This is a genomic window from Xanthobacter dioxanivorans, from assembly GCF_016807805.1.
Classification (GTDB): domain Bacteria; phylum Pseudomonadota; class Alphaproteobacteria; order Rhizobiales; family Xanthobacteraceae; genus Xanthobacter; species Xanthobacter dioxanivorans.
In genome coordinates this window covers 5197333-5220848 of record NZ_CP063362.1, presented here as the reverse complement: position 1 = coordinate 5220848, position 23516 = coordinate 5197333, and the positions used below count along the sequence as shown (strand labels likewise).

The window sequence follows — 23516 nt, the reverse complement described above, 5'->3', positions numbered from 1 at the left end:
AACTCTGCACAGCAAAATCGATTGTTGGCGTTCGGCTGATTGCCACCCAAACGGCCATATCCCGATCGGGGCAGGGGGTGCCCCTATTTCCGCTTCCTGAGCCTCCTACGGCGGCCAGATAAAGGCCTGGAGGCGCTCTAACGGATAGGTTGCCCTGGTAACGGAGTTGTCGACATTCCCCACAATCATCGTGACCGCCGCGGGCTCAACGGACGCTACAATGCCGACGAGGCCTGTGTTTGCCTCGGGTATCCCTTCCTTGCCAACGAAGCCGAGCGCGCCCACCTTTGGCCCCGCCAACTTCGAGCCATATTTGAGAAAGCTGGCGCACAGCGCCGCGTCAGCTGGCGGCTTGATCCCAGATTCAGTGAGGGCCCACCCTATAAAGGCGCACCCCCAAGCGACGTCGTCACGGACTGTATCGCCGACGCCCACCGCCTTAAGGTACTCGATGATGCGCGGATTGGACCCTGGCCCTTCAACTTCGACAGCTCCGGAACTGGCCGTTGCTATGCCGGCAGGACGACCACCTTGGTTTTGACCGGCGTTCGTGCGTACAGGTCTATCATGTCCTGGCTGAGGAGGCCGACACAGCCGCTTGTGACACCGGAGCCGATCGACTCGGGATCGCTGGTGGCGTAGATCGTGTAGAGCGTGTACGCCCCGTTCTGATAGAGATGAAGCGTGCGGGCGCCGAGCGGATTGTCGAGGCCGCCCGGCATGCCGCGGGCGTATTTAGCTACCTCGGGCTGGCGCTGGATCATCTCCTTGGGCGGTGTCCAGGTCGCCCATTCGCTTTTGCGCCCGACATAGGCGTCACCGCTCCACAGGAACCCGGCGCGGCCGACATTGGCCCCATAGCGGGTGGCGGAGCCGTCATCCTCGACACGGTAGACGTAGTAATTGCCGGGATCGACGATAATCGTGCCCGGCGCTTCCCTGGTCTCGTAGCGAACCGTCCGGCGAAAATATTTCGGGTTGACCTTGCTGACATCCACCGCCGGGATCGCGAATTTCTCTTCGGGCACCGGCCCGTACACCTTCGCCGCCTCGGCAAGGCTCATGCCATCGGATGACGCACAACCGGCCAGTCCCAGCCCGCCGAGACCGATGGCGGAGCCGACCAGAAACGACCGGCGGTTGAGAGACCCCGGCCGAAGCCCAGGCAAAGCCGCCTCGTCACATTCGCCAGCCGCGGCCTTCCCACCGTGCATGATCATGATTTGGCAGCTTCCCAATTCCATTGCCTGACGAGAAAACACGCCGGCAGACACCCGCTGAACGTCTTGCGGAGCGGAGATTGCCGTCACGCGGCTCGACTGGCAAGCTCGGGCCTTCGCTGCGCGGAGGCTTTCTATCACCAAAATCGGTAACGTCCACGCGGTCGCGCCGTCTCGTTTCGCACTGGCGGCGATCCATGTCCTGCCCGACGGCTTCCGCCGGCACCACGGCCCGTTCGCCAGTGCCGGCCGTGCCACCGACGTCGACAGGATCCGCGCCCTTCTCGCACAGGAAGCGGATGGCACGCGGCGCTCGGCGCCACCTTCCTGGGAGAAGGGGAGGGGGCCTGCCCGACCTGCACCGCCAGTGGACTTGCCCATCGATGCGCAACCAATCGGCGCGCGGCCAAATGCTGCCGCAGGTGGCTGCCTCTAGCTGATATTCGCAATCGGTTCGCCGGCCTGAGCCGCCCAGCCTTTAGGCTGATCGCACTTCAATCCGCCTCGCCACCCGCCATGCAGTGTGCTCGATAAGGCCAAGGTCCCCGATCATCCATGCCCTTGATTGCCTCCTCCGTTTTCATCCGAACGACGCTCCTCCTGGCCACCTGCCTTGCCGGGGGCCTGGTCTTTTCCTGGCTCCATGTCCCGCTTCCGTTCCTGCTCGGCGCGCTGTTCGTATCCGCCACCTGCGGCCTGTCCGGATTCACCGTGAAGCTCGCCGACGAGTTCCGCCAAGGCGGGCAGATCGCCGCCGGCTTCTCGGTGGGCCTGTTCTTCACGCCGCCGGTGGCATTGCGTCTCGTCGAGCTCGGATGGTTGATGGCGCTGACAGGCTTCGCCTCCATCCTCGTCTCGTTGTTTCTCGCCCGGGCACTGGCGCTGTTCGGCCGCTGCGATCGGCGCACCGCCTTCTTCGCCGCCATGCCCGGAGGGCTCGCCGAAATGGCGGTGCTGGCGCACACCTTCGGAGCCAGCACCACGCTTGTCTCCCTCGCGCAGAGCCTGCGGGTGGTGCTGATCGTGCTCATCATCCCGCCGGCCATGGCGCTCGTCATGGGCGGCACGCGTCTCAAGGTGGCCGAGGTTCAGCAGTTGGAATCGCACCTGCTCGTACTCGGCCTCGTGCTGTGCGTGCCGGTGGCGCTGTTGCTGCGGCGCGCGAAGATCTTCAATCCGTTCCTGCTGGCCGGGCTTGCCATCGGCATGGGCATGGCGCTCGTCATCGCCCGTGCCACCCATGCCCCTGTGCTCGTCACCAGCGCCGCCCAGCTTGCCATCGGCGCGGCGCTCGGCTGCCGGTTCCAGCGCGAGCAGATCAGCCACGTGCTGACCTCGCCCTTCCTGCCCGCGGCGGCGGCCACGACGCTGGCGCTGATGGCGGTAAACGTGGCGTTCGCGGCGCTGGCGCTCCACTTCGTCGCGTTTCCCACCGGCGTGCTCGCCATGGCGCCCGGCGGCATCGCCGAGATGTCGCTCACCGCCGAGGCACTCGGCCTTGCCCCGCCCATCGTCGCCGCCTGGCAACTGGTACGCATCCTCAGCGTGGTGCTGCTGACGGGGCCGCTCTTCAGACTTTACGAGAAGATCTCGGACCGCTGAGGCCGGAGCCCCGCTCCCGGCCCTCAGGCCGCGGCCGACGCCTCGGCCCGCGCACGCGCGACCTCCTCGCGGATGAGGCCCATGACCTGGCGCCGCAGCTCGGAGAATTCCGGCGTCGTGAGCATGTCCACATGGCGCGGACGGCCGAGCGGGATCTCGATGCGGGCCTTCATGGTGCCGGGGCGGGCGGTCATCACATAGACCACGTCGGAGAGGAAGATCGCCTCCTCGATATCGTGGGTGATGAACATCACCGTGCGCTTGTCGCGGCTCCATATGTCGAGCAGCAATTCCTGCATCTCCAGCCGCGTCTGGGCGTCGAGCGCGCCGAACGGCTCGTCCATCAGCAGGACCTTCGGTTCCATCAACAGCGCGCGGGCGATGCCGACACGCTGCTTCATGCCGCCGGACAGCTGCTCGGGGTGGTGATGGTGAAACGCGCCAAGGCCCACCGCATCGAGGAGCCGGCGCGCCTTGTCCTCGTAGCGCGCCTTGGGCATGGAACGGTTCTTCGGGCTGAAGACCATGTTCTCCCACACGCTGAGCCAGGGAAAGAGAGCCGCTTCCTGGAACACCATGGCCCGTTCGGGATCGGGCTTCTCGATGGAATGGCCGAAGGCGCTCATGGTGCCGCTGGAGGCCTTCTCGAAGCCCGCGAGCATGGAGAGCAAGGTGGACTTGCCGCAACCGCTGGCGCCCAGAACGGCGGCGAATTCGCCCCGCTGGAGCGTGAGATCGACGTCTCTGAGCGCCACGACCTCGCGCGCGCCGCCGAACGTCTTGCACACGTTGCGGACCTCAATGGCGATACCGGGTTCGATCGCAGCGGACATGGCGGGCCTCACGATTGGTGTGTGTGCTTCCAGGCCAGAACCTGGTGTTCGATCAGGACGATGACGCGGTCGGAGAGGGAACCGAGCAGGCCCACGGTGATCATGTCGGCCACCACGATCTCCATGCGCGAGACGTAATAGGCGTCCCACAGCACGTAGCCGACGCCGCCGCGGATGGAGATCATCTCGGCGACGATCAGGATGGTCCAGGCAATGCCCATAGCGAGGCGCATGCCGGTGAAGATGTTGGGCAGCGCGTTCGGAAGGATCACCTTCACGAGGAGGCGCCACTCGCTGATCCCCATCATGCGGGCCGCCCGCACCAGATTCTTGTTGATGTCGCGCGCGCCGTGGATGGTGTTGAGCACCACGGGAAAGAAGGCGCCAAGCGCGATCAGGAAGATGGCGTTTCCATCGCCGATGCCAAACCAGGCGATGGCGAACGGGATCCAAGCGGTTATGGGAATGGGCCGGATCAGCTGGATGGTGGGGTCCAGGAGGCGCGAGACGGACTGGCTCCAGCCAATCAGGATGCCCAGCACCACACCCGCCGTCACACCCAGCGCGAACCCCCGCGCGACACGCCAGCCGGAATAGAGCACGGCATTGAGCCAGGTGCCGCTATAGGCATCGAAGGCGGTGGCGCCGGGCCGACCGAAGATCCAGTAATACCAGTCCACCAGGACCGCCGGAAGCTTGGGGACAACGCCCCCCGGCAGCATGCCGAGGGCGCCGAGCACCAGCCAGACCCCGACGACGGCGGCCGGGACCACGAGAGTCTGGAGCGATTGCTGAAGGCGCACCCGGCGTCGCTTGTCCGACCGTCCGGAATTCCTGTGCCCGGCATCCGTGCGCGTGCTTTCGGGCATCTGGTCGGCTTTCACAATCGCCGGCTCCATGATCCGTTCCAATCCCGCACTGCTCATGCCTGCCTCTGACGTTGTTTGCCACCGACCCCGCCGTCATGCGGGGCGGCCAGATGGTCCGGCCGCCCCGCGCCGGTCAGTCGCCGCTCACCTTCTTGGCGAGCGAGGTGTCGAAGGCGCCGGGGATCATCGCGCTCACGTCCTTGTTGACGATACCCTGCTGCGCCATGAGCTTGGCCATCGCCTCCAGGCTCGCCGGCGTCGCCTGCGCGCCATAGACGGTGAGCTCGGCGACCGCTTTCGCCACTTCGGGCTTCACGCCCGTGAACTTCTCGATGGCATCCGCCTTGGTCGCCTCGCTCTTGGCGATGCGCGCCTCAGCGGCCTTGTAGGCCCACAGGAAGCGCTCGATCAGGTCCCGCTTCTCCTTCAGCACGTCCTTGTGGGTGGTCCAGATGCCCTGCTCGCCACCCACCGGCTGCGACATGCCGAACTCCAGCGCCTTCGGCCAATAGGCGTAGCCCTCGACGATGGGCATGGCGTTGAAGGGCGACCACAGGATGGCGACATCGATATCGCCACGCTTCAGCGCGATGTTGAAGTTCTGTCCCCCGCCCTGGATGCCGGAGACCTGGAGATCGCCGTAGGCAATCTTCTCCTCGACCAGCTTCGCCACCCACTGGGTCCAGACATTTCCGCCCACCGCGGCGGCAATCTTCTTGCCCTTGAGGTCGGCCCAGGTGTCGATCTTCACGCCCTCGCGCACGACGGGATAGATCTTTTCGCCGGCGACGCCCATGAGCGCGATGAGGTCCGTGTTGCCGCCGGCGAGCGACTGCACCAGCAGTGTCCCGCCGGTCATGCCGATGTCGGCCTGCTTGGTGGCGATGGCGGTACGGGTATCCGCGTAGCGCTGGAACTCCACCCCCTTCATCTCGATGTTCATCTCCTTCAGGATCTCCGGCACGTACAGCAACGGCGCGGCGAAGGAGAACTTGCCGAAGGCGACGGTGATGGTCGCCGGCTCCTTGAGCGGCGCGGGGCGCGGCTCAAGGGCGAGGGCTGCTCCGGGCAGGACGGCTCCGGGCACGGCGAGGGCGGCGGCGAACAGGAGCGCGCGCATGCCAATGGTTCTGCGGTCGATTTCGGTCATCGGCTGATCCTCTGGCTCTTTTGCTCGCCGATCAACGCGGAATGAGCCCGCATGCCGGCTATTGGGGTTGAGCCTAGTTCAGGGCGCGGCATGTGAACGCTGCCGAATTTTGCTATCAGTTATGCACTGCGGCGTGCGCGATGCCGAGGGCGATGGCTTGAGGCGCAAGGGTTCCCCGGCGGGCGTGGCGCGTGCCGACCGACGCCCCGCCTGCGCGCATGGGACGTGGCGCGGGCGACACCCCGCCGGCCAGCGAGCCCGCGGACCTGATTGTTCAATTGACGGAGCGATCACCGCCGCCGGCGGATCGTGGCGCCCTATGGCGCGAAATAGCGGAACGGCGCCTCGCCGCTGCGGCGGAGCTGGTCCATGAGCCCCACCTCCCAGGCGAGGTATTTTCGCAACTGGTGCTCCAGGGCTGCGGGGTCCGTCGGGGACGCCGCGCCGCCAAGCGCAAGCGTCCGGCCCGCGCCGGCTTCCACCGGAAGGCCGGCGCCGATCCAGGCCGGCGTGCCGCCCGCGAGCACATTGACCGGTGCGGTGGCGGACACCGCCGCGAGGGATCGGGCGGCGGCGCGGGCCTCGGCCTCGGACGAGCCGGTGAAGACCACCGCGTCGATATTTGCCACCGCGCGCCAGATCGTCCGCGACGGGGCGCCGCCGACGCCGTAGGCGCCCGGAACGTGCCCACGCGCGAATGCAGCGGGATCGGACACGTCGAGCACCACGCTGGCGAGGCTCGATCGCATCAGGCTCGCCAAGGAGGCCGGCGCGAGGGCGGCGATCTCGGCGCTCGTGGCCGTCCCCGGCGTCGCGCTGACCAACGAACTGCCGGGCAATGCATCCATCGCCCCTTCGAGGCCGCCTTGCACCACCGCCACGTCCGTCCAGCCCATCTGGATAAGCCAGGACGCGCTCATGGTGGCGCGCACCCCGTCATCGTCGATCAGGGCCACCCGCGCGCCCATCACTCCCAGATGGCGGTCGGTCGCCTGCACCAGCTGGCCACCCGGCACATTGCGCACGCCGGACAGGTGGCCAGCGCGGTATTCGGCCGGAGAGCGCACATCGATCAGGTAGAGCGTGCGGATCTCGGCCTCGGCGCGCCAGCGCTGCAAATCGCGCGCGGAGAGGGTGCGCACGCCGAAGCGGCGGGCAACCTCCGCAACGCGCTTGCGCGCGGCATCGAGCGCCCTGGCGCCCAGCTCCGGCGGACCATTCCGGGCGCCATGGGCAAGGGAGAGGCCGGCGAGCTGCCAGCCGGACGTGCCGTCCTTCAGCGCCGCGACGCGGTTCGGAATGCCGGCATTGATGAGCGCCTGAGCGCCGATGATGGAGCGCGTGCGCCCGGCACAGTTCACCACCACAAGGGTATTGGGGTCGGGCGCAAGGTCATGGACGCGCCGGACCAGATCCTCGCCCGGCACGTTCACGGCGGTGGGGATGCTCATGTCGTGATATTCGTCGAAGGTGCGGGCGTCGAGCACGGTCACGTTGGCGCCCGCTTCGATGAGGTGGGCCAGCTCCTCGGCGAGGATGTGGGGCGTGCGGTAGGTGCGTTCCACGAACTCGCCGAAGGCCTTGCTGGGCACATGGCTACCCGAGAACGCCTCGCCACCGGCCGCGCGCCAGCCGGCCAGGCCGCCTTCAAGCGTCAGCACATTGGTGTAGCCGAGCCGCGTCAGCAGGCGTGCCGCCTCCAGCGCCTCCGGGGCGCCCTGTTCTTCGGTGCCACTGTCCATCGTCACCACCAGCACGCGCCGGCGCGGCGCCAGGGTGCCGATCTCGGCGGCGAGCCGGCCGAGCGGCACGTTGCGGGCGTGGAGCAGATGGCGCTCCAGAAAGGCGCCTTCCTCGCGCACATCGATGAGCGCGAGCTCCGCGCCAGACCGCAGGATGGCCCGCAGATCCGCAGGCGTCACGGTACAGGACGGGATGTGCGCCTCCGACGGGCGGGGCGGCGCGGACTTGGCCGCACTATCGGCGGCGGCCTTGGTGGAAGGATCGGGCGCGCTCACAACGGATCTGCTCAGTCCTCTTCCGCCTCGAACGCGACGCCGGGATAGTCCCGCTCGATGCCCGCGGGCGTCATGTAGCCGTCCTTCAGATCCTCGCGGATCTTCTCAAGGTCACGCGCTGCCGGATCGCCGTAGCCGCCGGCGCCGGAGAGGCGGAAGCTCACCACGTCCCCCTCTTCAGCCAGCGCGATTCCTTCGACTGGAGCGGGATCTCCTCGCCGTCGCGGATGAGGGTGGTGGTGGCGAGGCCGCCGGACTTGCCGCCGTGGATGCCATAGGGCCCGCGCGCGTGGCGGTCACCGAGCAGCGTCACGAGCGCGCGCGAATTGACGATCTCGATGTCCTTGCGCATGGCGCAGCCGCCACGATAGGTGCCGGGGCCGGGCGAGTCCGCGATGAAGCCCAGATGGCGGAACAACACCGGGCTGTTCGCCTCCAGGATCTCGATCGGAATGTTCGAGCAGTTCATCACCGGCGACATGGCCTCGCAGCCGTCCTTGTAGGACAGCGCGCCGAGTCCGCCGAAGATGAGGTCGTACTGGAGGAACTGGCGGCCCGTGCGGTCGTCGATGCCGGAGATGTTCGGGTTCGACCAATGGGCATGGGCACCCATGGTCTTGTGCGGCAGCACCTTGGCGAGCGCCCCGTTGGTGGCCTCGAAGATGCGGATCTGCACCGCCGCGCGTCCGCCGCTCGGGGCCGGGTAGACGGGATTGAAGAACGAGCCCTCCCGCGCCATCACCGTGATGGGCCGCGAGGCGCCATCGTTCTGCGGCAGCAGCGCATCCATCAGCACCTTGGCGGCAAACGTGGCGTAGGCGCGGGTGTAGTTGATGTAGGAATTGATGCCCGCCTGCACCTGGTCGCCGGAGCCGGAGAAATCGATCTCCATGCCGTCGCCCTTGATGCGGATTTCCACATGCACGCGGATGGGCGGCGACCCGGGCCCGGAATCGTCCAGCCAGTCCTCGAAATCGTAGGTGCCGTCCGGCAAGGCGCCGATGATCTCGCGCATGCGCGCCTCGGACTTGGCGAGGATCTCCTCCACCGCTGCCTCGACCACATCGGTGCCGTAGCCCTCGTGGACCTCCAGCAGGCGCTGGGCGCCCACATAATTGGCGTTGCGCTGGGCCTTGAGGTCACCCATGAGCTTTTCGGGCACGCGCACGTTGCCGCAGATGAGGCGCAATATGTCGGCGTCGAACTCGCCCTGGCGGATCACCTTCACGGGGAGGATGCGCAGCCCCTCCTGCACGGCGGAGGTGACGCCCGCCACCTCCTGCGAACCCGGCGCGTATCCGCCGACATCCACGTGATGGGCGATGGCGACGCAATAGCCGATGATCTCCTGGCCCCTGAAGATCGGCGTGACCAGGAAGATATCCGGGAAATGCCCCGAACCGATGAAGCTGTCATTGGACAGCATGGCGTCGCCGGGCTTCAGGGTCTCGGGCGGGAACAGCTTCAGCATGGTCTTCACCACCGAGGGCATGGCACCGGTATGCCCCGGCGTGAAATTGCCCTGGGCGATCAGGCGCGCCTTGGCGTCGAACAGCCCGGTGGAGAAGTCGTCGCCCTCGCGCACCGCGTCCGAGAAGGCGGTGCGGCGGAGGGTCGAGCCCATCTCCTCGGTGATGGCGAGAAGGCGGTTCCAGAAGACGGAGAGGGTGACGGCATCCACCTTCTTCGCGTTGGCCGCCGGTGCGGGTCGATCCACGGTCTGGTGCATGTTCAGCTCCGCTGATCGATGGTGACGACGAGGTGGCCCGAGGGCGAGAGGGCGACGGTGTCTCCCGGCAACACGATGGTGGTGGATTCTCCTTCCTCCACCACCGCGGGCCCGGCGAAGACCTCGCCCGGGACCATGGCGTAGCGGTCGATCACCTGCGCCTCCAAGAAGCCGCCGGCCTCCGGAAAATAGACCGGCCTGGCCCCCTTCAACGCAAGCCCCGCCGCGGGGGGCGCGTGGCTCGCGGGCGCCGCTTCACCTGCCCGGCTCGGGCTGATGGCGGTCACAAGCCAGTCGACGCCCTCGATCTCCGCATCGTCATCCACGTAGCCGTAGATCTGCCGGTACGATTCCTGAAATGCCATGCGCGCCGCCGTCACGTAGGCGGAGGGGTCCGCGACGGTTTCCGGCAGGTCCACCTTGATCTCGAAGCCCTGGCCCACATGGCGCATGTAGGCTTGGCGCAACCAGCGCACATTGCCTTTCTCGCTGAGGCGGGCGAGCTCTGCGCGAGCATCGCGTTCAAGATCGGCGAGGATGGCGCCGATCTGCGGCACTGTGGCGGGCGAGAGGTGCAGGATGCGGGTGAGCGAGGCGTCCACGCGGTGGTCGGCGTTCATCAGGCCGATGGCCGAGCCGACGCCGGCGCCGATGGGCACGATGACGCGGGGGATGCGCATGGAGCGCGCGAGCCGCGCGGCGTGCAGCGGCCCCGCCCCGCCGAATGCCACCAGCACATGGAGCCGCGGATCCCGGCCACGCTCGACCGAGATGACCCGCATGGCGGTTTCCATGTTGGAATTCGCCACCGCGTGGATGCCCCAGGCCGCCTCTTCCACCGAGAGGCCGAGCGGCGTGGCGATCTCGCGGGCAATACCCGCGCGTGCGCCCTGCAGATCCAGCGTCATGGCACCGGCATTGAAGTGCGCGGCGTCGAGATAGCCGAGCACGAGGTTCGCATCGGTGACGGTCGGCGCCGTGCCGCCACGCATGTAGCAGATGGGGCCCGGATAGGCCCCGGCGCTCTTCGGCCCCACGCGGATGAGCCCCGCCTCGGTGGAGGCGATGCTGCCCCCGCCCGCGCCGATCTCCAGGAGCTCGATGGCCTGGATGTTGAGTGGCAGGCCGCTGAACTTGCGGAAATGCCGCGCGTCCACCTCGAAGCCGGGGGCAATGACGGGCTCGCCGTCATCAACCGCGCCCAGCTTGGCCGTGGTGCCCCCCATGTCGAAGGTGAGCACCTGCCGCACACCCTCGTCCTGGCCGACGCGTGCCGCCATGAGGACACCGGCCGCGGGGCCGGATTCGACGATGCGCACCGGGAATTCGGAGGCGAGCTCCGGCGTCACCAGGCCGCCGTTCGACTGCATGATGTGCAGGTCGGTGGGCAGTCCCCGCGCGGAGAGCGCCGTCCGCAGGTCGCCGATATAATCGGCGACGATGGGCTTCACGTAGGCATTGGCGACAGTCGTGCTGGTGCGCTCATATTCCCGGATCTTCGCCGAGACGTCGGAAGACAGGCTCACCGACAGGTGCGGCGCGAGCTCCTGGATGCGCGCGCGCACCGCGCGCTCGTGCGCGGGGTTGGCATAAGCGTGCAGCAAGGCCACCGCCACGGTCTCGATGCCGGAAGCGAGGAAGCCCTCCACGCAGCGATCGACGGTCGCGAGGTCGAGGGGGGCGAGCACCTCGCCCGCGTAGGAGATGCGCTCGGACACCTCGGCGATATGGCGCCGGCGGGTGAGCGGTTCCGGCTTGTCCAGATAGAGGTCGTAGGTGTTGTAGCGCTTCTGGCGGCCGATCAGCAGGACGTCCCTGAAGCCTTCGGTGGTGATGAGGCCGGTGAGGCTGCCCTTGCGCTCCAGGATCGCGTTGGTGGCGATGGTGGTGGCGTGCAGCAGGCCGGCCACGTCGCCGGCGCCGAGGCCGAGACGTTCCAGCACCATGTCCAGGCCCGTGGCGACCCCTTCGGCGGGGCGGCCCGTGCTGGTGGGCACTTTCAGGAAGGTCATCTTCCGCGTGGCGTCATCCTCCACCACGATGTCGGTGAAGGTGCCGCCGATGTCGAAGCCGATCGTAATCATGAACGCTGATCCCGAAGCAGGAGTGCGGCAGGCCAGGCTGGCCTCATGCGAGCGACACCCAGACCGACTTCGACTGCATGAATTCCTTGATGGCAAGCGCGCCGCTTTCGCGGCCGATGCCCGATTGCTTGTAGCCGCCCACCGGCACCTGGGGCGCGTTGCGGCGATAGGTGTTGATCCACACCGTGCCCGCCTCCAGCTTCGCCGCCACCCGATGGGCGCGGGCCACATCGCGCGTCCAGAGCGCCGCAGCGAGGCCGAAGGGGATGTCGTTGGCGATGGCGATCGCCTCCTCCTCGGTCTCGAACGGGATGACGGACAGCACCGGCCCGAACACCTCCTCCTGGGCGATGCGCATGGTGTTGGCCACGTTCGCGAACACCGTCGGCTCGATGAACAGGCCTTCGCCCAGCCCCTCTCCCCGCGCCTGCCGGCCGCCCGTGACCAGTTCGGCGCCTTCGCCCTTGGCGATGGCGATATATTCGAGGATCTTCTCGAACTGGCGCCGCGTCGCAACCGGCCCGATCTCGGTGGCCTCCTCGCTCGGATCGCCGAGGCGGCGGGCCTTGGCGAGGGTGACGATGCGCGTGGTGAGCGCTTCGGCGATATCCTTATGGGCGAGCAGCCGCGAGCCGGCGATGCAGGTCTGGCCGGCGGAGCCGAACACGCCCGCCGCCGCGCCTTCCGCCGCCCGGTCCAGATCGGCGTCGGCGAAGACGATGTTGGGAGATTTGCCACCCAGCTCCAGCGTCACCGTCTTCAGGTCCGCCGCGGCCGCAAGATAGGCCTTGCGGCCGGAGTCCGTGCCGCCCGTGAGCGAGACCTTGGCGACCTTCGGATGGGTCGAGAGCGCCGGCCCGACTTCGGCGCCGAAGCCGGTGACGACATTCACCACTCCCGCCGGGAAGCCCGCCTCGGCGACCAGATCCATGAATTCCAGGGTCGAGGTGGAGGTGAATTCGGAGGGCTTCACCACCACCGTATTGCCGGCGGCGAGCGCCGGGCCGAGCTTCAGCGAAAGCAGGCGCAGCGGCGAGTTCCACGGCGTGATCGCAACAATCACGCCGAGGGGCTCCAGGCGCGTGTAGACGAGGAACTGGTTGTCATCCACCGGGATGGCCGAGCCCTCGATCTTGTCGGCGAGGCCGCCATAATAGCGATAGACCGCCGCGACGCCTTTCACTTGCGCACGCACCTCGGCGATGGACTTGCCGTTGTCGCGGATCTCCGCGCGGGCGAGGCGCTCCACGTCCCGATCTACCAGATCGGCGAGCTTGAGCAGGAGGTTGCCGCGATCGGCGGCGGTCATGCCCGGCCAGGCTCCGCAGCGAAATGCGGCGTGCGCCGCCTCGACCGCCGCATCCACGTCCTCGGCGGTGCCGCGCGCGACACGGGCCCACGCGGCCCCGGTGAAGGGATTTTCCGTGTCGAACCAGGCGCCGCTTGCCGCCGCCCGCCGGCTCCCGGCGATCAGCATGGGATATTCGGGAAGGTCGGCGACAGAGGCGGCCGTGGGGCGCGGGTCGTTGAGCGATGCGTTTCTCATGGGCCGAAAGCTAATCGCCTTCCTGCGGCCGCCTGACTGCCGTTTGGAGATAACAGCTATACCGGCTGCCTTGCGGAGTGCCGATCGTCACGCACGGCACGCAAATTGCTTTGAAATATGGTTGGGGTGAGCGACGCGAAGGAACGAAGTCGTATGGAAATTCGCCAGTTGCGCTATTTCATGACTGTCGCCGAGCTAAAGAGCTTCTCCCGCGCCTCGTCGACGGCGCACATCGCCCAGCCGGCGCTCAGCCGCCAGATCCGCAAGCTGGAGGAAGAGCTGGGCGTGCCGCTCTTCGATCGCGACGGCCGGGGCGTGACGCTGAACCCTGCAGGCCAGGAGTTCTACAGCCGCATCAGCACCCTGATGCAGGACCTGCATCAGGTGAAGGCGGACGTTCAGGCGAGCCGCAAGGTGCCGCTTGGCGAGGTCACGCTGGCCGTTCCGCAACAGCTCGGCTCGCGCTTCATCGCGAACGTCGTGACCAAATTCAGGGCACAGTATTCGCGCGCCAAGCTCAAGGTGGTGGATGGCTGGAGCTCGCAGATCTGCGAATGGCTAGAATTTGGTCGTGTCGATGTTGGCATCGTGTGCGATCCCAAGGATCGTGGTGAGTTACGTTCGCAGCAGGTTTTTCTCGAGGAGCTGTACCTGGTCGGGGCCGTAGGTGATCCCCTAGTATCGCAGAAGGATTGTCCGTTCGACAATATTGCCGGCCTGCCGCTCATCATGCCCGACCGGCCAAGCCGGCTGCGCGACCGCGTGGAGGCGGAGGCGCTGAAGCGGGACATGAACATCACGGTCGACGTGGAGCTGGATTCGATTGGCGCCATCAAGGAGCTTGTGCGCTGCGGCCACGGTTATTCCATCATGTCGTTCACCGCGGTGAGCCAGGAGATCGAGCGCGGCGAGCTCGCCGCCGCCCGCATCGTGCAGCCCTTCATCAGCCGGCCTGTGGTGATCGCCATCTCGCCCAAGGCGAGCGTTTCGCTGCTCTCCAAGAAACTCATTGAACTGCTCAACAGCGAGCTTGAGGCGCATATGCGCGACAGCTGCTGGATGGGGCCGGGCGCCGACCGCGGCCCCCTTCCTGCGGTGACCCCCGCAGCGCCACGGCGCATCGCCGCGGCCCAGAATCGGGCATGAACGCCCTGCGTGCGGCGGGGCATAGCTGATAGCGCAATTCGCAATTTGTCCTCCCGGAGCGCTCGTCTAGGCTCCATCCACACGGCGGCGCTCCCAGCGAGGCCGGTGGTGGATGTCCGAAAACGGGCCTGTGGACCCCCGTGGCCACGGCTGGCCTGCGGCAGGACGCGCCTTGCGTCCCTGAACTGGTCTGGGGGACCGGCCCCACTTTCTTTCGTGGCATCGACGCAGTTCCCCCTGCGGCCGCGCGCAAGCGGCCGTCAAACTGAGGGCGTCATGAGCGTGCTCCAGAACGACAAGGGCCAGGGCATCGACGACTTGAAGAACTATCTCGTCGTCAACCAGAACATCATGCCCGCCATCGAGCGCGGCTCGGGCGCCGAGGTGGTGGCGGAAGACGGCAGGAGCTATATCGACCTCGAAGCGGGCCCTGGCGTCTCCTCGGTGGGCCATTCCCATCCCGCCATCGTCGCCGCCATCCGCGATCAGCTCGAGCGCATCGTGCATATTCCCGGTCGCTACCACTCGCGCCGGACCCTCGAGCTGGCCAGGGACATCTGCGATTATGCCGGCAACGGCCTGAAGCGCGTGTTCTTCGCCAACAGCGGAGCGGAATCGACGGACGGCGCCGTCAAGATCGCCCTCAAGCACGCCGTGAACCGGGGCCGGAAGGGCTTCGGCATCATCGCCTTGCAGCACGGCTTCCACGGGCGCACCTCGCTGCCGCTCGCGCTCACCGGCATCGCCAAGCAGAAGCGCGGCATGGGGCCCTATGGCACCTTCCCGGGTGTCACCCACGTGCCGGCGCCCTATTGCTATCGCTGCCCGCTGAAGCTCAATCCATCCAGCTGCGGCCTCAAATGCGCCGAGGAAGTGGAGACGGCGCTGCACACCTCCGTGGTCGGCGAAGCGGCGATGATGATCGCCGAGCCGGTGCTGGGCGTGGGCGGGGCCATCGTGCCGCCGGCCGGATACTGGCCGAAGGTCGAGGAGATCCTCAAGCGCTACGACGTGACCCTCATCCATGACGAGGTGTTCACCGGCTTCGGGCGCACCGGCAAGCCCTTCGCTTTCCATCATTTCGGCACCAAGCCGGCGATTGTCACCTTCGCCAAGGCCATTGGCGGCGGCGTGCCCCTGGGTGGCTTCATCGCCACCGAGGAGCTGGGCACCGCCTTCGAGCCGGCGGACCATTTCACGACCTATGGTGCCAAGAACATGCTCGGCATGGCCTCCGGCTCGGCGGTGATGGAGGTGCTGCGGAAAGAAAATCTCGCCGAGCGGGCGAAGGAGGCCGGCACGCAGTTCATGGAAGGCCTGCGGGCACTCCAGAGCAAATTCCCCATCCTCGGCGATGTGCGCGGCCTCGGACTCATGATCGGCATGGAGATCGTCTCCGACGACAAGCGCACGCCTGCGCCGAAGCTCGCCAAGGCGCTGGAGGGCGAGGCGCTGAAGAATGGCGTTCTCATCTCGACCACCGGCGTCTACGGCAACACGCTCCGCGTCACCCCGCCGCTGGTCATCAGCGCCGAGCAGGTGGACCAGGCGCTCGATCGCATCGGCCGCGCGCTGGCAACGGTGAGCCAGAGCCCGGCGGCGGCATGATGGCGCCGCGTTGTGACGATAAGTGCTGTCCGTAATTCCAAAATGTGAATGCTGAATCCGGAGGTGGAATTTAGAAATACTGTTTTCACGACCTTTGCGGTCAAATTCAACTGCAGGAGGCGGCAGGCGATCACCCGAGCCACGCGTCGATCATGTCGCATTCCTCCGGGCTGAGGCGAAAATCGAAGATGGCGAGGTCCTGCGCCATGTGCTCCGGTGAGGAGGTGCCGGTCAGGCACACGATGTCCCGTTGGGTCAGGAAGCGGAAGAAGACCTGGGCGGGGGTTCGCTGATGGCTTTCGGCCATCTCGACCAGGGCGGGCCGGGATAGCACGTCGGCGTTGGCGGTCAGGGTCCAGAAGCTCTGATAGAGCATGCCGTTTTCCCGGCAGAAGGCGCGTATTTCCCGATCGTGGCCGGTCTTGGCGTAGAACCGGTTCTGGAGCAGCGCGGGCTTGATGCGGGCACGCTTGTAGATGGTTTCCAGGCGGCTGCGCTCATAGCAGTTGCTGAGGCCCAGCTGCCGCACGCCGCCCTGCTCGACGAGCTCCTCCATGGCCCGCCACACCTCATGGGTGTCGGCGTCTTGCGGATAGGGGGAGTGGAGGACGAGGCCATCCAGATACTCAGTGCGCAGGTTGACGAGCGACGCCGCGAAGGACTGGCGCACCTGCTCGGCGAGGCTGGCCCCGGGATCGTAGGGGAGATGGTCCGGGTCCTGTCCCTTCAACGGGGTGAATTTGGTCTGGAGGTAGATATCCGCGCGGCGCAACTCGCCGCCAAGCGCCGCAGCCAGCCCCGCGCCGACACCCGGCTCATGGTAATGCTTGGGCTGGCAGGCGGTGTCGATGCCCCGGAAGCCCGAGCGCAAGGCGAGTTCCACCAGCCCGGCGGTGCGCTCCTTCTTCCAGGCGGTGCCGTAGAGGATGCGGGGCATCCTGACCCCGAAGGCGGAGAGGATGCCTTGCGGGTCGCCATCGCCATGGCGTGCGGCCGGATCTGCCGACATGCTCAGGAATCCCCTTGCGCCGACCCGGTCGGGCGAATGCGAAGCTCCGTCCCGAGCGTGGCGCCGGTCATCCGTCCGGCAAAAGGTGAGGCCTGGTGCATCGCGCCTTTGTCCCTCTCAGGCGGCTTCGGTGAAGACCGTCAGCACGCCGGTGTAGCCGTACAGATGGTGGCGGGCGATTTCGCCACCGGCGAAGAAGCCCACCAGCGGCACCGGGCCGAGGCCGGCGCTCACCATCTGGAATTCGGCGTTGGCCTTGCCGAAATGAGGGCCGCCCCGCCCGGAGCAGCTGATGTACAGCGCGCCGCGGATGCCGCCCGCCGCCTCTGCCTGGATCCGCACCTCCGAGACGATGCGCAGCAGATCGGACCTTGCCGCCTCAGCGTTGCGCGTGCAGAAGGCGAGCTGCATGCCGGCCTTGATCTGCTCCGCCACCACGAGAACCCCGGCCGTGCGCCCGACGCCCAGCAGGTGGCGCACCTCAGTATTGGCGCCGAACCGGCCGGGCTTGGCGGACACGTCCTCGCCCGGAGTGCTCAGGCCAGCGAGGGTCTGGGCCAGCGCATGGCGCAGCTCCGGATCGGGGATCTCCTCGCCGAGGCCGAGGTCCTCCAGCACGCAATCCAGCGCCCGATGATCGTCCAGCGACACCAGATAATTGCCCTCGGCGCGGGTGATGGTGCGCTGGGGGCCGATGGGCTGGCACCCCTGGGTGACGCGCGAGAGAACGGGCACTTCCGGGCCGAACGCCACACCGGAAACGCCGCCCAGCAGGACCTCGTCGGCAAAGAGCAGAGGCTGGTTCCGCGCAGAGGACAGCCCGCCGAACAGATAGCCGGTCGTGGTCTTCTCGCTCAGCGCCTTGAGCTGATCGGGCAGGTCCGGGCTGGCTCCGTCGGCGTGGACCAGGGCGGTGAAGGCCTCGAAGCCGCCGGCGTCCAGCGGGCTGGGGCTGGAGAATAGCCTGAACGAGCCTTCCGGCAGGTCGGCGAGCATCAGCACCATGCCCGGCGCGTCGAAATATTCCGTCGCCTCCGCCGCCACCCCGACCCCCACGGTGCCGACCCAATGCACCTCGGGCATGCGCTCCCTGAGCGCGTCCATGATGTTTCCCGCGGCAGCGGTGTAATGGTCGGTGAGGTAGCACCAGCCCAGGCTGGGCTTGGACGCCTCCTGCAACTGGTGGCGGACCTGCGCCCAGCAGGAGCCAAGGGCGATCTGCCAGTTGGCGTCACCGGCATGGGCTTGGATGAATTTGCTCATGTGAGGAGATCTGCATGAAAGGTCGGAGTGCGAACACGAACGGGTACAGTTCCCGCCACGAGGGCAGGCGAGGGCCGGACCGGGCCTGATCCGAAAAAACGGCGTTCGCCAGGCCCGCAGCCTCGGTCATCCATGGATCGGCCGCCCCTGTCGCAGAACAACAGCGATGAATTCGCCGATGCTTCGATGCAATCGCCATGCCGCCGGTTCCAGGTTATTGGGTCGTTGGGACAGCGAGGATCACATGAGCGCCGAGCCGAACGATCAGAAGCCATCGGTCCCCTGGCACCCGGAAGAAATGAAGGCGACCTGGGACGTGAGGGTCGGCAAGAGCATCACGATTCAGGCGAGCGCGCGTTGGACGCCTGCCGGCGTCGTCGCGGCCGGAATTGCCGCGTCCGCCGTGCTGCTCGCCATAAGCGTGCTGGTTCGGGCGCGGCGGTCCTGACCCCGCGCGCCGACATGCGCCAGCCGCAGCCGCGATGGGGAGCGCGTCCCGATCGAGGGGCGCGTTTCGACACCGTCCGCCCCGGATGGCGCCGGCGCTGGCTAAGCGGCGGCGCCAATTGGCATAATCTGCGCAGTGTGGTTGTCTGCGGAAGAACGTCTCCGGGAGGCCGCCGTGTCCGACCACAGCCGACGCGATGTCATCGCCGGTGCCGCAATGGCCGGCGCTACGCTGGTCGCTCCGGGCACCATGGCGCAGGGGGAGCCCATGCATCAGGAGCTGACCTACGAGGACGTGCGCAAGCTTCTCGACCTTGAGCCGAACGCCACCTGCGGCTATGTGCGGCTGACCTTCGTGAGCAAGGAGCGGATCGCGCCCGGCGGCTTGCCGGCGCCGTTCGCCGATGGACGGCCCATGGGTTCGGCGCTGTTCTTCATGCTGACCCCGGATGAGCCGGTGAAGCTGCACCGCATCAGGAACGACCAGTTCTACCACTATTACCTCGGCGACCCCATCGAGGTGCTCCTGATGCTGGCCGACGGCTCGACGCAGCAGCACATGGTCGGTCCGGATCTGCGGGCCGGGCACATGGTGCAGCTGTTCATTCCGGGCGGCACCTTCCACACCGCGCGCGTCACCGGTCCGCGGCGTTGGTTCCTCGGCGGCTCGACCGAGTGGCCGGGCGTCGAGCCGCAGGATGTGGAACTGGGCAAGGCCGACGAACTCGCGGCAAGGTACCCGTCCGTCGCCGAGCAGATTCGCACCTGGCCGCTGCCGGCGAAGGGATAGGGGCTGTCTTCGGGATTTGGCGTTCAGGCACCTTCGTACCGCCGTCTAGTTTTTAGATGTATTGAAAATCACCGGAAGAATTGTGTATTTCCGGCACGTGCCGGCGATCTTCGCGCACGCCGCGCCTGTTCTTTTGGGGAGCGGGCGGTCCACTCGTCCCAATTGAGCGCGCGCTTCATCCGTCCGCTTCATGGCGACGGACACCCGTCAGCCGGGAGAAGACCAAGGGCAAGGCCTGCGGAGATGGGGGCCGCTGGCATGCGCCGGAGCAGTTCACGCCCCGCCTGCGCGGTGCCCCGATGCTGCTGTGGCTTAGCTGATTACATGGCGCGCGCGGCGCGCTACATAAGAGTTCCTGTGGCACTCCAATGCGCGATTTATCATGTACCTGGATACCCAAGAGCACGTTCATCGCCTTTGGGACGAGGTGTCGGACTTCGAAGCCAGCCAATCGACGCAGGCGGCCGCGCACCTGATGTCCAGCCTGGCCGACATGGTGCACGCGTGGAATGCGACGTGGGCGGGTGCCATCCGCGTGGATGCGGGGATCCCGAACGACCTGCTGCAGGGATGGCGCGTCGCTGCCGTGCAGGCCCTGCGGCCGGTCGAGCCGCTTCCGGACGAGGGGCATTTCAAGGAGACCCTGCGCCTCTGGGACCGGCGGGAGATCGACCCCTCCTTCCTTCTGCCGCTGCGGGGCGTGGGGACCTTCAGGACCTATTCCCTGCGACGGGAGCTGCCGCCCGAATGGTTCGAAACACCGTTCTTCCACCGCCACTATGGCTCGGTCGGCACCCAGGATGCGGTGTTCGTGGCCTTCCCGCTCACCCGGGACTGCGAATCCCATTTCGGCTTCTACTCCCGGCGGACCTTCGCCGAGGCGGAGATCGCCCGCCTCGCCTATGCGCTGCGGGGCATCAAGTGGTTCCATCGCCACCTGATGCTGAGCAGCGGCCTGCTGATGGCCTCCTCGCCGCTGACGCCTACCGAGCACAAGGTGCTGCAATTCCTGTTGACCAAAGCGTCGGAAAAGGAAGTCGCCCGCGAGATGGGCATGGCGACTTCCACGGCGCATCAGCATGTTACCAACATCTTCCGCAAGTTCGGCGTCCGGAGCCGGGCTGAATTGATGAGCCTGTGGCTGAAGCCGGCGGCCTGACGGCTTAAGGCCACCTCTATTTAGAGGATAGGAGGGCTGTTCCTGCTTCCCTATCGTTCACATGCTTCGGATTCTGCTATCGGCAGAACCTCCGGAGTTGGGGATGGGGGATGGAAATGGCGGATGGGGGCGTGGCGCCGCACAAAAACGGCATCAGCCGGAAAGCCGGCGCGACCCGCGGTAGAAGCAAAACATAGCTTCAGTGCCGCCTGAGAGGGATCTCGGCGCGTAAAACCCCTCCTGTCGCTGTCGGATACATTGTAGTTCCATAGTCACAATAACGAATTACATCGTTTGTCTTCCGCGCGATCTGCTTCGGTAATTTTCACAATCAAAAACCCGGATGTCGGCAGCACCCGTCAGAAGGTGCGCCTTGCCTCCGGAGGAGGCCTTGGGAGTGAGGGCTGCGAAATGAACAGGGTGCTGCTGGGTGGCGAGGCACCTTCCCCGTCTCCCGCTTCGCGCGGGTCCGAGCCGGCATCGTCTTGGAACGCCGGTAGTTGGAACGCCGGTGGCTGGGCCGCGGCCGGGAAGCCCCGAACGGAGCGTGCCTGCCGCCCGGGAGCCGTGCGCTGCTTCGTGCGGGTGCTTGCGGGCGCCCTTCGGCCGTGCCGTCGCGCTCAGCGCGCGCCTTCACCAACCCGAAATCCCAGGCGGCAGGCCGACGGCGGCCCGCCCGCACGCGTGATCGAGCGTCCCCTCCGTCGCCCGGGCGACGCGGGAGCGATTTGGAACCAGGAATGAAGAGGGAGCAAATTCGATGAAAGCCGGTACAAGTCATCAACCGGGGAGAACGCTGCGCGCCTTGTCCCTGAGTGCGCTGGCGGTGGCCTCCCTGAGCACGTTTGCCTCGGTCGCCAACGCGGCCGAAGACAAGCCGGGCATCGCTCCGCCGAACTGCACCGCGCCGAACGACAAGGAGTGCTACAAGGAAATTCGCATCGTCAACAATACGAATGCGACGGTCTACGCCATCATTCAGGGCTCGATCCAGCTGACCGAGGCGATGAACAATTGCATCGGCGACGTCTGGCTGCAGCGCGCGCTGGCGAACCCGACGAAGTGTTTCCCGGTCAAGAGCGACTATTACATCTACGTCAACCCCAAGACCGGCATCAAGAAGGGCGAGACCGCCTCGGTGATGCTGCCGTGGTGGACCAAGCTCGACCAGGTCAAGGACAAGGCCGCCGACGAGTATGTGGACTGGTGGCGTGGCGCGCGCATCTACCTCTTCGACGACCAGACCGCGCTCAATGACAGCTACACCATCAATTCGGGCAACAAGGGCAAGCAGGTATTCCCGGTGGCGGGCAACGGCCCTTCGCCGAAGTGCGCGCCGGCCTCCGGCACGAACAAGTGCGTCCCGGCCGAGCTGGGCGTCTACCGCATCCAGCCCACCATCATCGGTAGCGCCATCCGCACGCAGACGCCATTCCAGCTGAACGAGTGGACGTTCGCCAACGTGCTGTCGGTGAGCAACGGCGGTACGCTGATCGACCTCAATGTCGGCTACAACGTCTCCAACGTCGACCAGCTCTATCTTCCCGTCGCGCTCGCGCCCATCCGCCCGACCAACGACGTCGGCTTCATGGGCTCGGTCATGGGGGTGGACGAGTTCCGCAAGCGCCTCGTCGCCTTCACCGGCGCCAACGCGGACCAGACGAACGCCACCAAGTGGCCCATCTACAACAATCCGATCAATGCGCAGACGAAGAAGCGACGCTATCCGAACGCCGGCATCCGCGTGCCCTCGACGCTCACCGCGTTCAACTACTACATGGAGCCGGCGTTCGTCGACGGCGACACCAAGCTGCCCGAGATCATTCCCCTGTCCAAGCCGTTCGACCGCACCAAGTTGCCAACGGACTTCCGGGCCATCGAGGTGAACTGGCAGAACTGCACCACCGCGCCCTACACCAATTGCCAACCCGGCATGAAGGACTGGTATCTGCCCATCAAGAAGGCGATGGACGACAGCTACAAGATCTACCTCGCCAAGTGCTTCAAGGCGACGAGCTCGCCGAAGTTCATGCGTCCCGACCCACCCAGCATGCTGCCCGAGCTCGAGACCTACATGCGCTTCCTGCATGGCTGGGTGCCGTTCCGCGTGGACAATGTGGGGGCCGGCGGCGCCTGCACCACGGCCATGGTGCCGGACCTGCCGCTGACCGAGCAGCCGCCGGACAAGAACGGCATGGCTCCGGTCAACTACATGACCATCCAGTATGACTTCGACAAGTTCGGGACCAAGGGTATCCAGCGCTTCAACCCCTATTCCCAGCTGATCCATGGGAAGGTGGCCGACGGCTACCTCGACATGTCGGCCTATGCCTTCTCCATCGACGACCACGAGAGCTTCCAGAGCTTCGCGGGCAGTGGTCTGATCCTCGCCGTCGGCGGTCCGACCGGCCTGCCCCTCAACAAGCGCGTGCCGCAGAAGCTGCCGCCCTACTACGACTGGTACACGGCCGCCGTCACCCCCGGCTACCTGAAGGGCGACACCGGCTGGGCGGCCTACGGCATCTGCAGCGAGACCGCCGACAAGGAGTTCCCGACCGAGGACGGCGGCGTCATGGGCATCGACCCGCGCACCGCCGTCGCGCCGTGCCCCATCACCTTCAAGGACAAGACGGGCAAGCTCTACAAGTTCAAGATCCTGAAGTTCAGCACGGCCGGCACCATGCCGTTCCAGATCTGGCCGCAGTTCACGTCCACCCCGGCCAATCAGTTCGATCCCACCGTGGTCTCCTGCACGAACCCCGGCGACGACTGGTGCAAGTACATCGTCGAGCGGGCGCAGCTGAAGGATCCGCTGAAGCAGAACAAGCCCACCTTCACCCTCAGCACGCGCAAGCCGAACTGAGGCGCCATCTCACCCGGCCGGGCCGCTCGACGGTCCGGCCGGCTCGAACCGTCGAGGCCGTGGTCCTCGGGGCAAAGAGCGCGCGAAAAGGGCGGGAAGGCCGAGCCTCCCGCCCTTTTCCTTTGCCGGTGGCCCTTTCGAGGGAAGACGACTTCGAGCGGAGCGGATGTCGGCTCGCGT

The 23516-nt window shown here is 66.6% G+C and carries 18 protein-coding genes; 7 read left to right on the top strand and 11 right to left on the bottom strand.

The window, feature by feature from the left end:
- Positions 1–509: 509 nt before the first annotated feature.
- The gene (locus tag EZH22_RS24260) at positions 510–1220 is read right to left on the bottom strand and encodes a L,D-transpeptidase (protein ID WP_203192938.1); all 711 of its coding nucleotides are present in this window, start codon (positions 1218–1220) and stop codon (positions 510–512) included.
- Between the two features lie 555 nt (positions 1221–1775).
- Between EZH22_RS24260 and EZH22_RS24255 the strand changes: the two genes are divergently transcribed.
- On the top strand, positions 1776–2822 hold the full coding sequence (locus EZH22_RS24255) for an AbrB family transcriptional regulator (protein ID WP_203192937.1): 1047 nt from the start codon (positions 1776–1778) through the stop codon (positions 2820–2822).
- A 23-nt stretch (positions 2823–2845) separates the two neighbouring features.
- Here the strand turns inward: EZH22_RS24255 and EZH22_RS24250 are convergent, their stop codons facing one another.
- The 8 genes from EZH22_RS24250 to EZH22_RS24215 all read right to left on the bottom strand — a co-directional run bounded on the left by EZH22_RS24250 (position 2846) and on the right by EZH22_RS24215 (position 12982).
- On the bottom strand, positions 2846–3655 hold the full coding sequence (locus EZH22_RS24250) for an ABC transporter ATP-binding protein (protein ID WP_203192936.1): 810 nt from the start codon (positions 3653–3655) through the stop codon (positions 2846–2848).
- Between the two features lie 8 nt (positions 3656–3663).
- Positions 3664–4554, bottom strand: coding sequence for an ABC transporter permease (locus EZH22_RS24245; protein ID WP_203192935.1), 891 nt, complete (start codon positions 4552–4554; stop codon positions 3664–3666).
- A 103-nt stretch (positions 4555–4657) separates the two neighbouring features.
- The gene (locus tag EZH22_RS24240; RefSeq protein WP_203192934.1) at positions 4658–5674 is read right to left on the bottom strand and encodes an ABC transporter substrate-binding protein; all 1017 of its coding nucleotides are present in this window, start codon (positions 5672–5674) and stop codon (positions 4658–4660) included.
- Between the two features lie 317 nt (positions 5675–5991).
- On the bottom strand, positions 5992–7692 hold the full coding sequence (locus tag EZH22_RS24235) for a rhodanese-like domain-containing protein (protein ID WP_203192933.1): 1701 nt from the start codon (positions 7690–7692) through the stop codon (positions 5992–5994).
- Positions 7693–7703: 11 nt separating this feature from the next.
- Positions 7704–7859 (bottom strand): hypothetical protein, encoded by a 156-nt coding sequence (locus EZH22_RS24230; protein WP_203192932.1) that lies wholly within the window; start codon positions 7857–7859, stop codon positions 7704–7706.
- Positions 7853–9421 carry a hydantoinase B/oxoprolinase family protein gene (locus tag EZH22_RS24225; RefSeq protein WP_203192931.1) on the bottom strand — a complete coding sequence of 523 codons (1569 nt, stop codon included), beginning with the start codon at positions 9419–9421 and terminating at the stop codon, positions 7853–7855. Before EZH22_RS24225 ends, EZH22_RS24230 begins: the two co-directional genes overlap by 7 nt.
- A 2-nt stretch (positions 9422–9423) precedes the next feature.
- Positions 9424–11505 carry a hydantoinase/oxoprolinase family protein gene (locus EZH22_RS24220; protein ID WP_203192930.1) on the bottom strand — a complete coding sequence of 694 codons (2082 nt, stop codon included), beginning with the start codon at positions 11503–11505 and terminating at the stop codon, positions 9424–9426.
- 43 nt (positions 11506–11548) lie between these two features.
- On the bottom strand, positions 11549–12982 hold the full coding sequence (locus EZH22_RS24215; RefSeq protein WP_203196738.1) for an aldehyde dehydrogenase: 1434 nt from the start codon (positions 12980–12982) through the stop codon (positions 11549–11551).
- 222 nt (positions 12983–13204) lie between these two features.
- Here EZH22_RS24215 and EZH22_RS24210 point away from each other — a divergent pair, with 222 nt between their 5' ends.
- Together EZH22_RS24210 and EZH22_RS24205 are read left to right on the top strand one after the other, a co-directional pair.
- Entirely contained in the window at positions 13205–14197 is a 993-nt protein-coding gene (locus EZH22_RS24210; protein WP_203192929.1) for a LysR family transcriptional regulator, read from the top strand.
- A gap of 276 nt (positions 14198–14473) precedes the next feature.
- Entirely contained in the window at positions 14474–15805 is a 1332-nt protein-coding gene (locus tag EZH22_RS24205; protein ID WP_203192928.1) for an aspartate aminotransferase family protein, read from the top strand.
- A 130-nt stretch (positions 15806–15935) separates the two neighbouring features.
- Here the strand turns inward: EZH22_RS24205 and EZH22_RS24200 are convergent, their stop codons facing one another.
- Positions 15936–16814 (bottom strand): aldo/keto reductase family protein, encoded by an 879-nt coding sequence (locus EZH22_RS24200; protein ID WP_203192927.1) that lies wholly within the window; start codon positions 16812–16814, stop codon positions 15936–15938.
- Positions 16815–16931: 117 nt separating this feature from the next.
- The gene (locus EZH22_RS24195) at positions 16932–18077 is read right to left on the bottom strand and encodes an FIST signal transduction protein (RefSeq protein ID WP_203192926.1); all 1146 of its coding nucleotides are present in this window, start codon (positions 18075–18077) and stop codon (positions 16932–16934) included.
- Between the two features lie 244 nt (positions 18078–18321).
- Here EZH22_RS24195 and EZH22_RS24190 point away from each other — a divergent pair, with 244 nt between their 5' ends.
- The 4 genes from EZH22_RS24190 (at position 18322) to EZH22_RS24175 (ending at position 23336) form a co-directional block, all read left to right on the top strand.
- Positions 18322–18525: a hypothetical protein gene (locus EZH22_RS24190; RefSeq protein ID WP_203196841.1), complete on the top strand. Its 204-nt coding sequence runs from the start codon at positions 18322–18324 to the stop codon at positions 18523–18525.
- A 174-nt stretch (positions 18526–18699) separates the two neighbouring features.
- Positions 18700–19314: a cupin domain-containing protein gene (locus EZH22_RS24185; protein ID WP_231711128.1), complete on the top strand. Its 615-nt coding sequence runs from the start codon at positions 18700–18702 to the stop codon at positions 19312–19314.
- Positions 19315–19696: 382 nt separating this feature from the next.
- On the top strand, positions 19697–20473 hold the full coding sequence (locus tag EZH22_RS24180; RefSeq protein ID WP_203192925.1) for a helix-turn-helix transcriptional regulator: 777 nt from the start codon (positions 19697–19699) through the stop codon (positions 20471–20473).
- An 805-nt stretch (positions 20474–21278) separates the two neighbouring features.
- Entirely contained in the window at positions 21279–23336 is a 2058-nt protein-coding gene (locus tag EZH22_RS24175; protein WP_203192924.1) for a hypothetical protein, read from the top strand.
- Positions 23337–23516: the final 180 nt, after the last annotated feature.

Bases quoted from the DNA above. Each gene is read 5' to 3' on its own strand.
- EZH22_RS24260 (WP_203192938.1), bottom strand. From the start codon at position 1,220: ATGATCATGCACGGTGGGAAGGCCGCGGCTGGCGAATGTGACGAGGCG.
- EZH22_RS24255 (WP_203192937.1), top strand. From the start codon at position 1,776: ATGCCCTTGATTGCCTCCTCCGTTTTCATCCGAACGACGCTCCTCCTG.
- EZH22_RS24250 (WP_203192936.1), bottom strand. From the start codon at position 3,655: ATGTCCGCTGCGATCGAACCCGGTATCGCCATTGAGGTCCGCAACGTG.
- EZH22_RS24245 (WP_203192935.1), bottom strand. From the start codon at position 4,554: ATGGAGCCGGCGATTGTGAAAGCCGACCAGATGCCCGAAAGCACGCGC.
- EZH22_RS24240 (WP_203192934.1), bottom strand. From the start codon at position 5,674: ATGACCGAAATCGACCGCAGAACCATTGGCATGCGCGCGCTCCTGTTC.
- EZH22_RS24225 (WP_203192931.1), bottom strand. From the start codon at position 9,421: ATGCACCAGACCGTGGATCGACCCGCACCGGCGGCCAACGCGAAGAAG.
- EZH22_RS24220 (WP_203192930.1), bottom strand. From the start codon at position 11,505: ATGATTACGATCGGCTTCGACATCGGCGGCACCTTCACCGACATCGTG.
- EZH22_RS24215 (WP_203196738.1), bottom strand. From the start codon at position 12,982: ATGCTGATCGCCGGGAGCCGGCGGGCGGCGGCAAGCGGCGCCTGGTTC.
- EZH22_RS24210 (WP_203192929.1), top strand. From the start codon at position 13,205: ATGGAAATTCGCCAGTTGCGCTATTTCATGACTGTCGCCGAGCTAAAG.
- EZH22_RS24205 (WP_203192928.1), top strand. From the start codon at position 14,474: ATGAGCGTGCTCCAGAACGACAAGGGCCAGGGCATCGACGACTTGAAG.
- EZH22_RS24200 (WP_203192927.1), bottom strand. From the start codon at position 16,814: ATGTCGGCAGATCCGGCCGCACGCCATGGCGATGGCGACCCGCAAGGC.
- EZH22_RS24195 (WP_203192926.1), bottom strand. From the start codon at position 18,077: ATGAGCAAATTCATCCAAGCCCATGCCGGTGACGCCAACTGGCAGATC.
- EZH22_RS24190 (WP_203196841.1), top strand. From the start codon at position 18,322: ATGAGCGCCGAGCCGAACGATCAGAAGCCATCGGTCCCCTGGCACCCG.
- EZH22_RS24180 (WP_203192925.1), top strand. From the start codon at position 19,697: ATGTACCTGGATACCCAAGAGCACGTTCATCGCCTTTGGGACGAGGTG.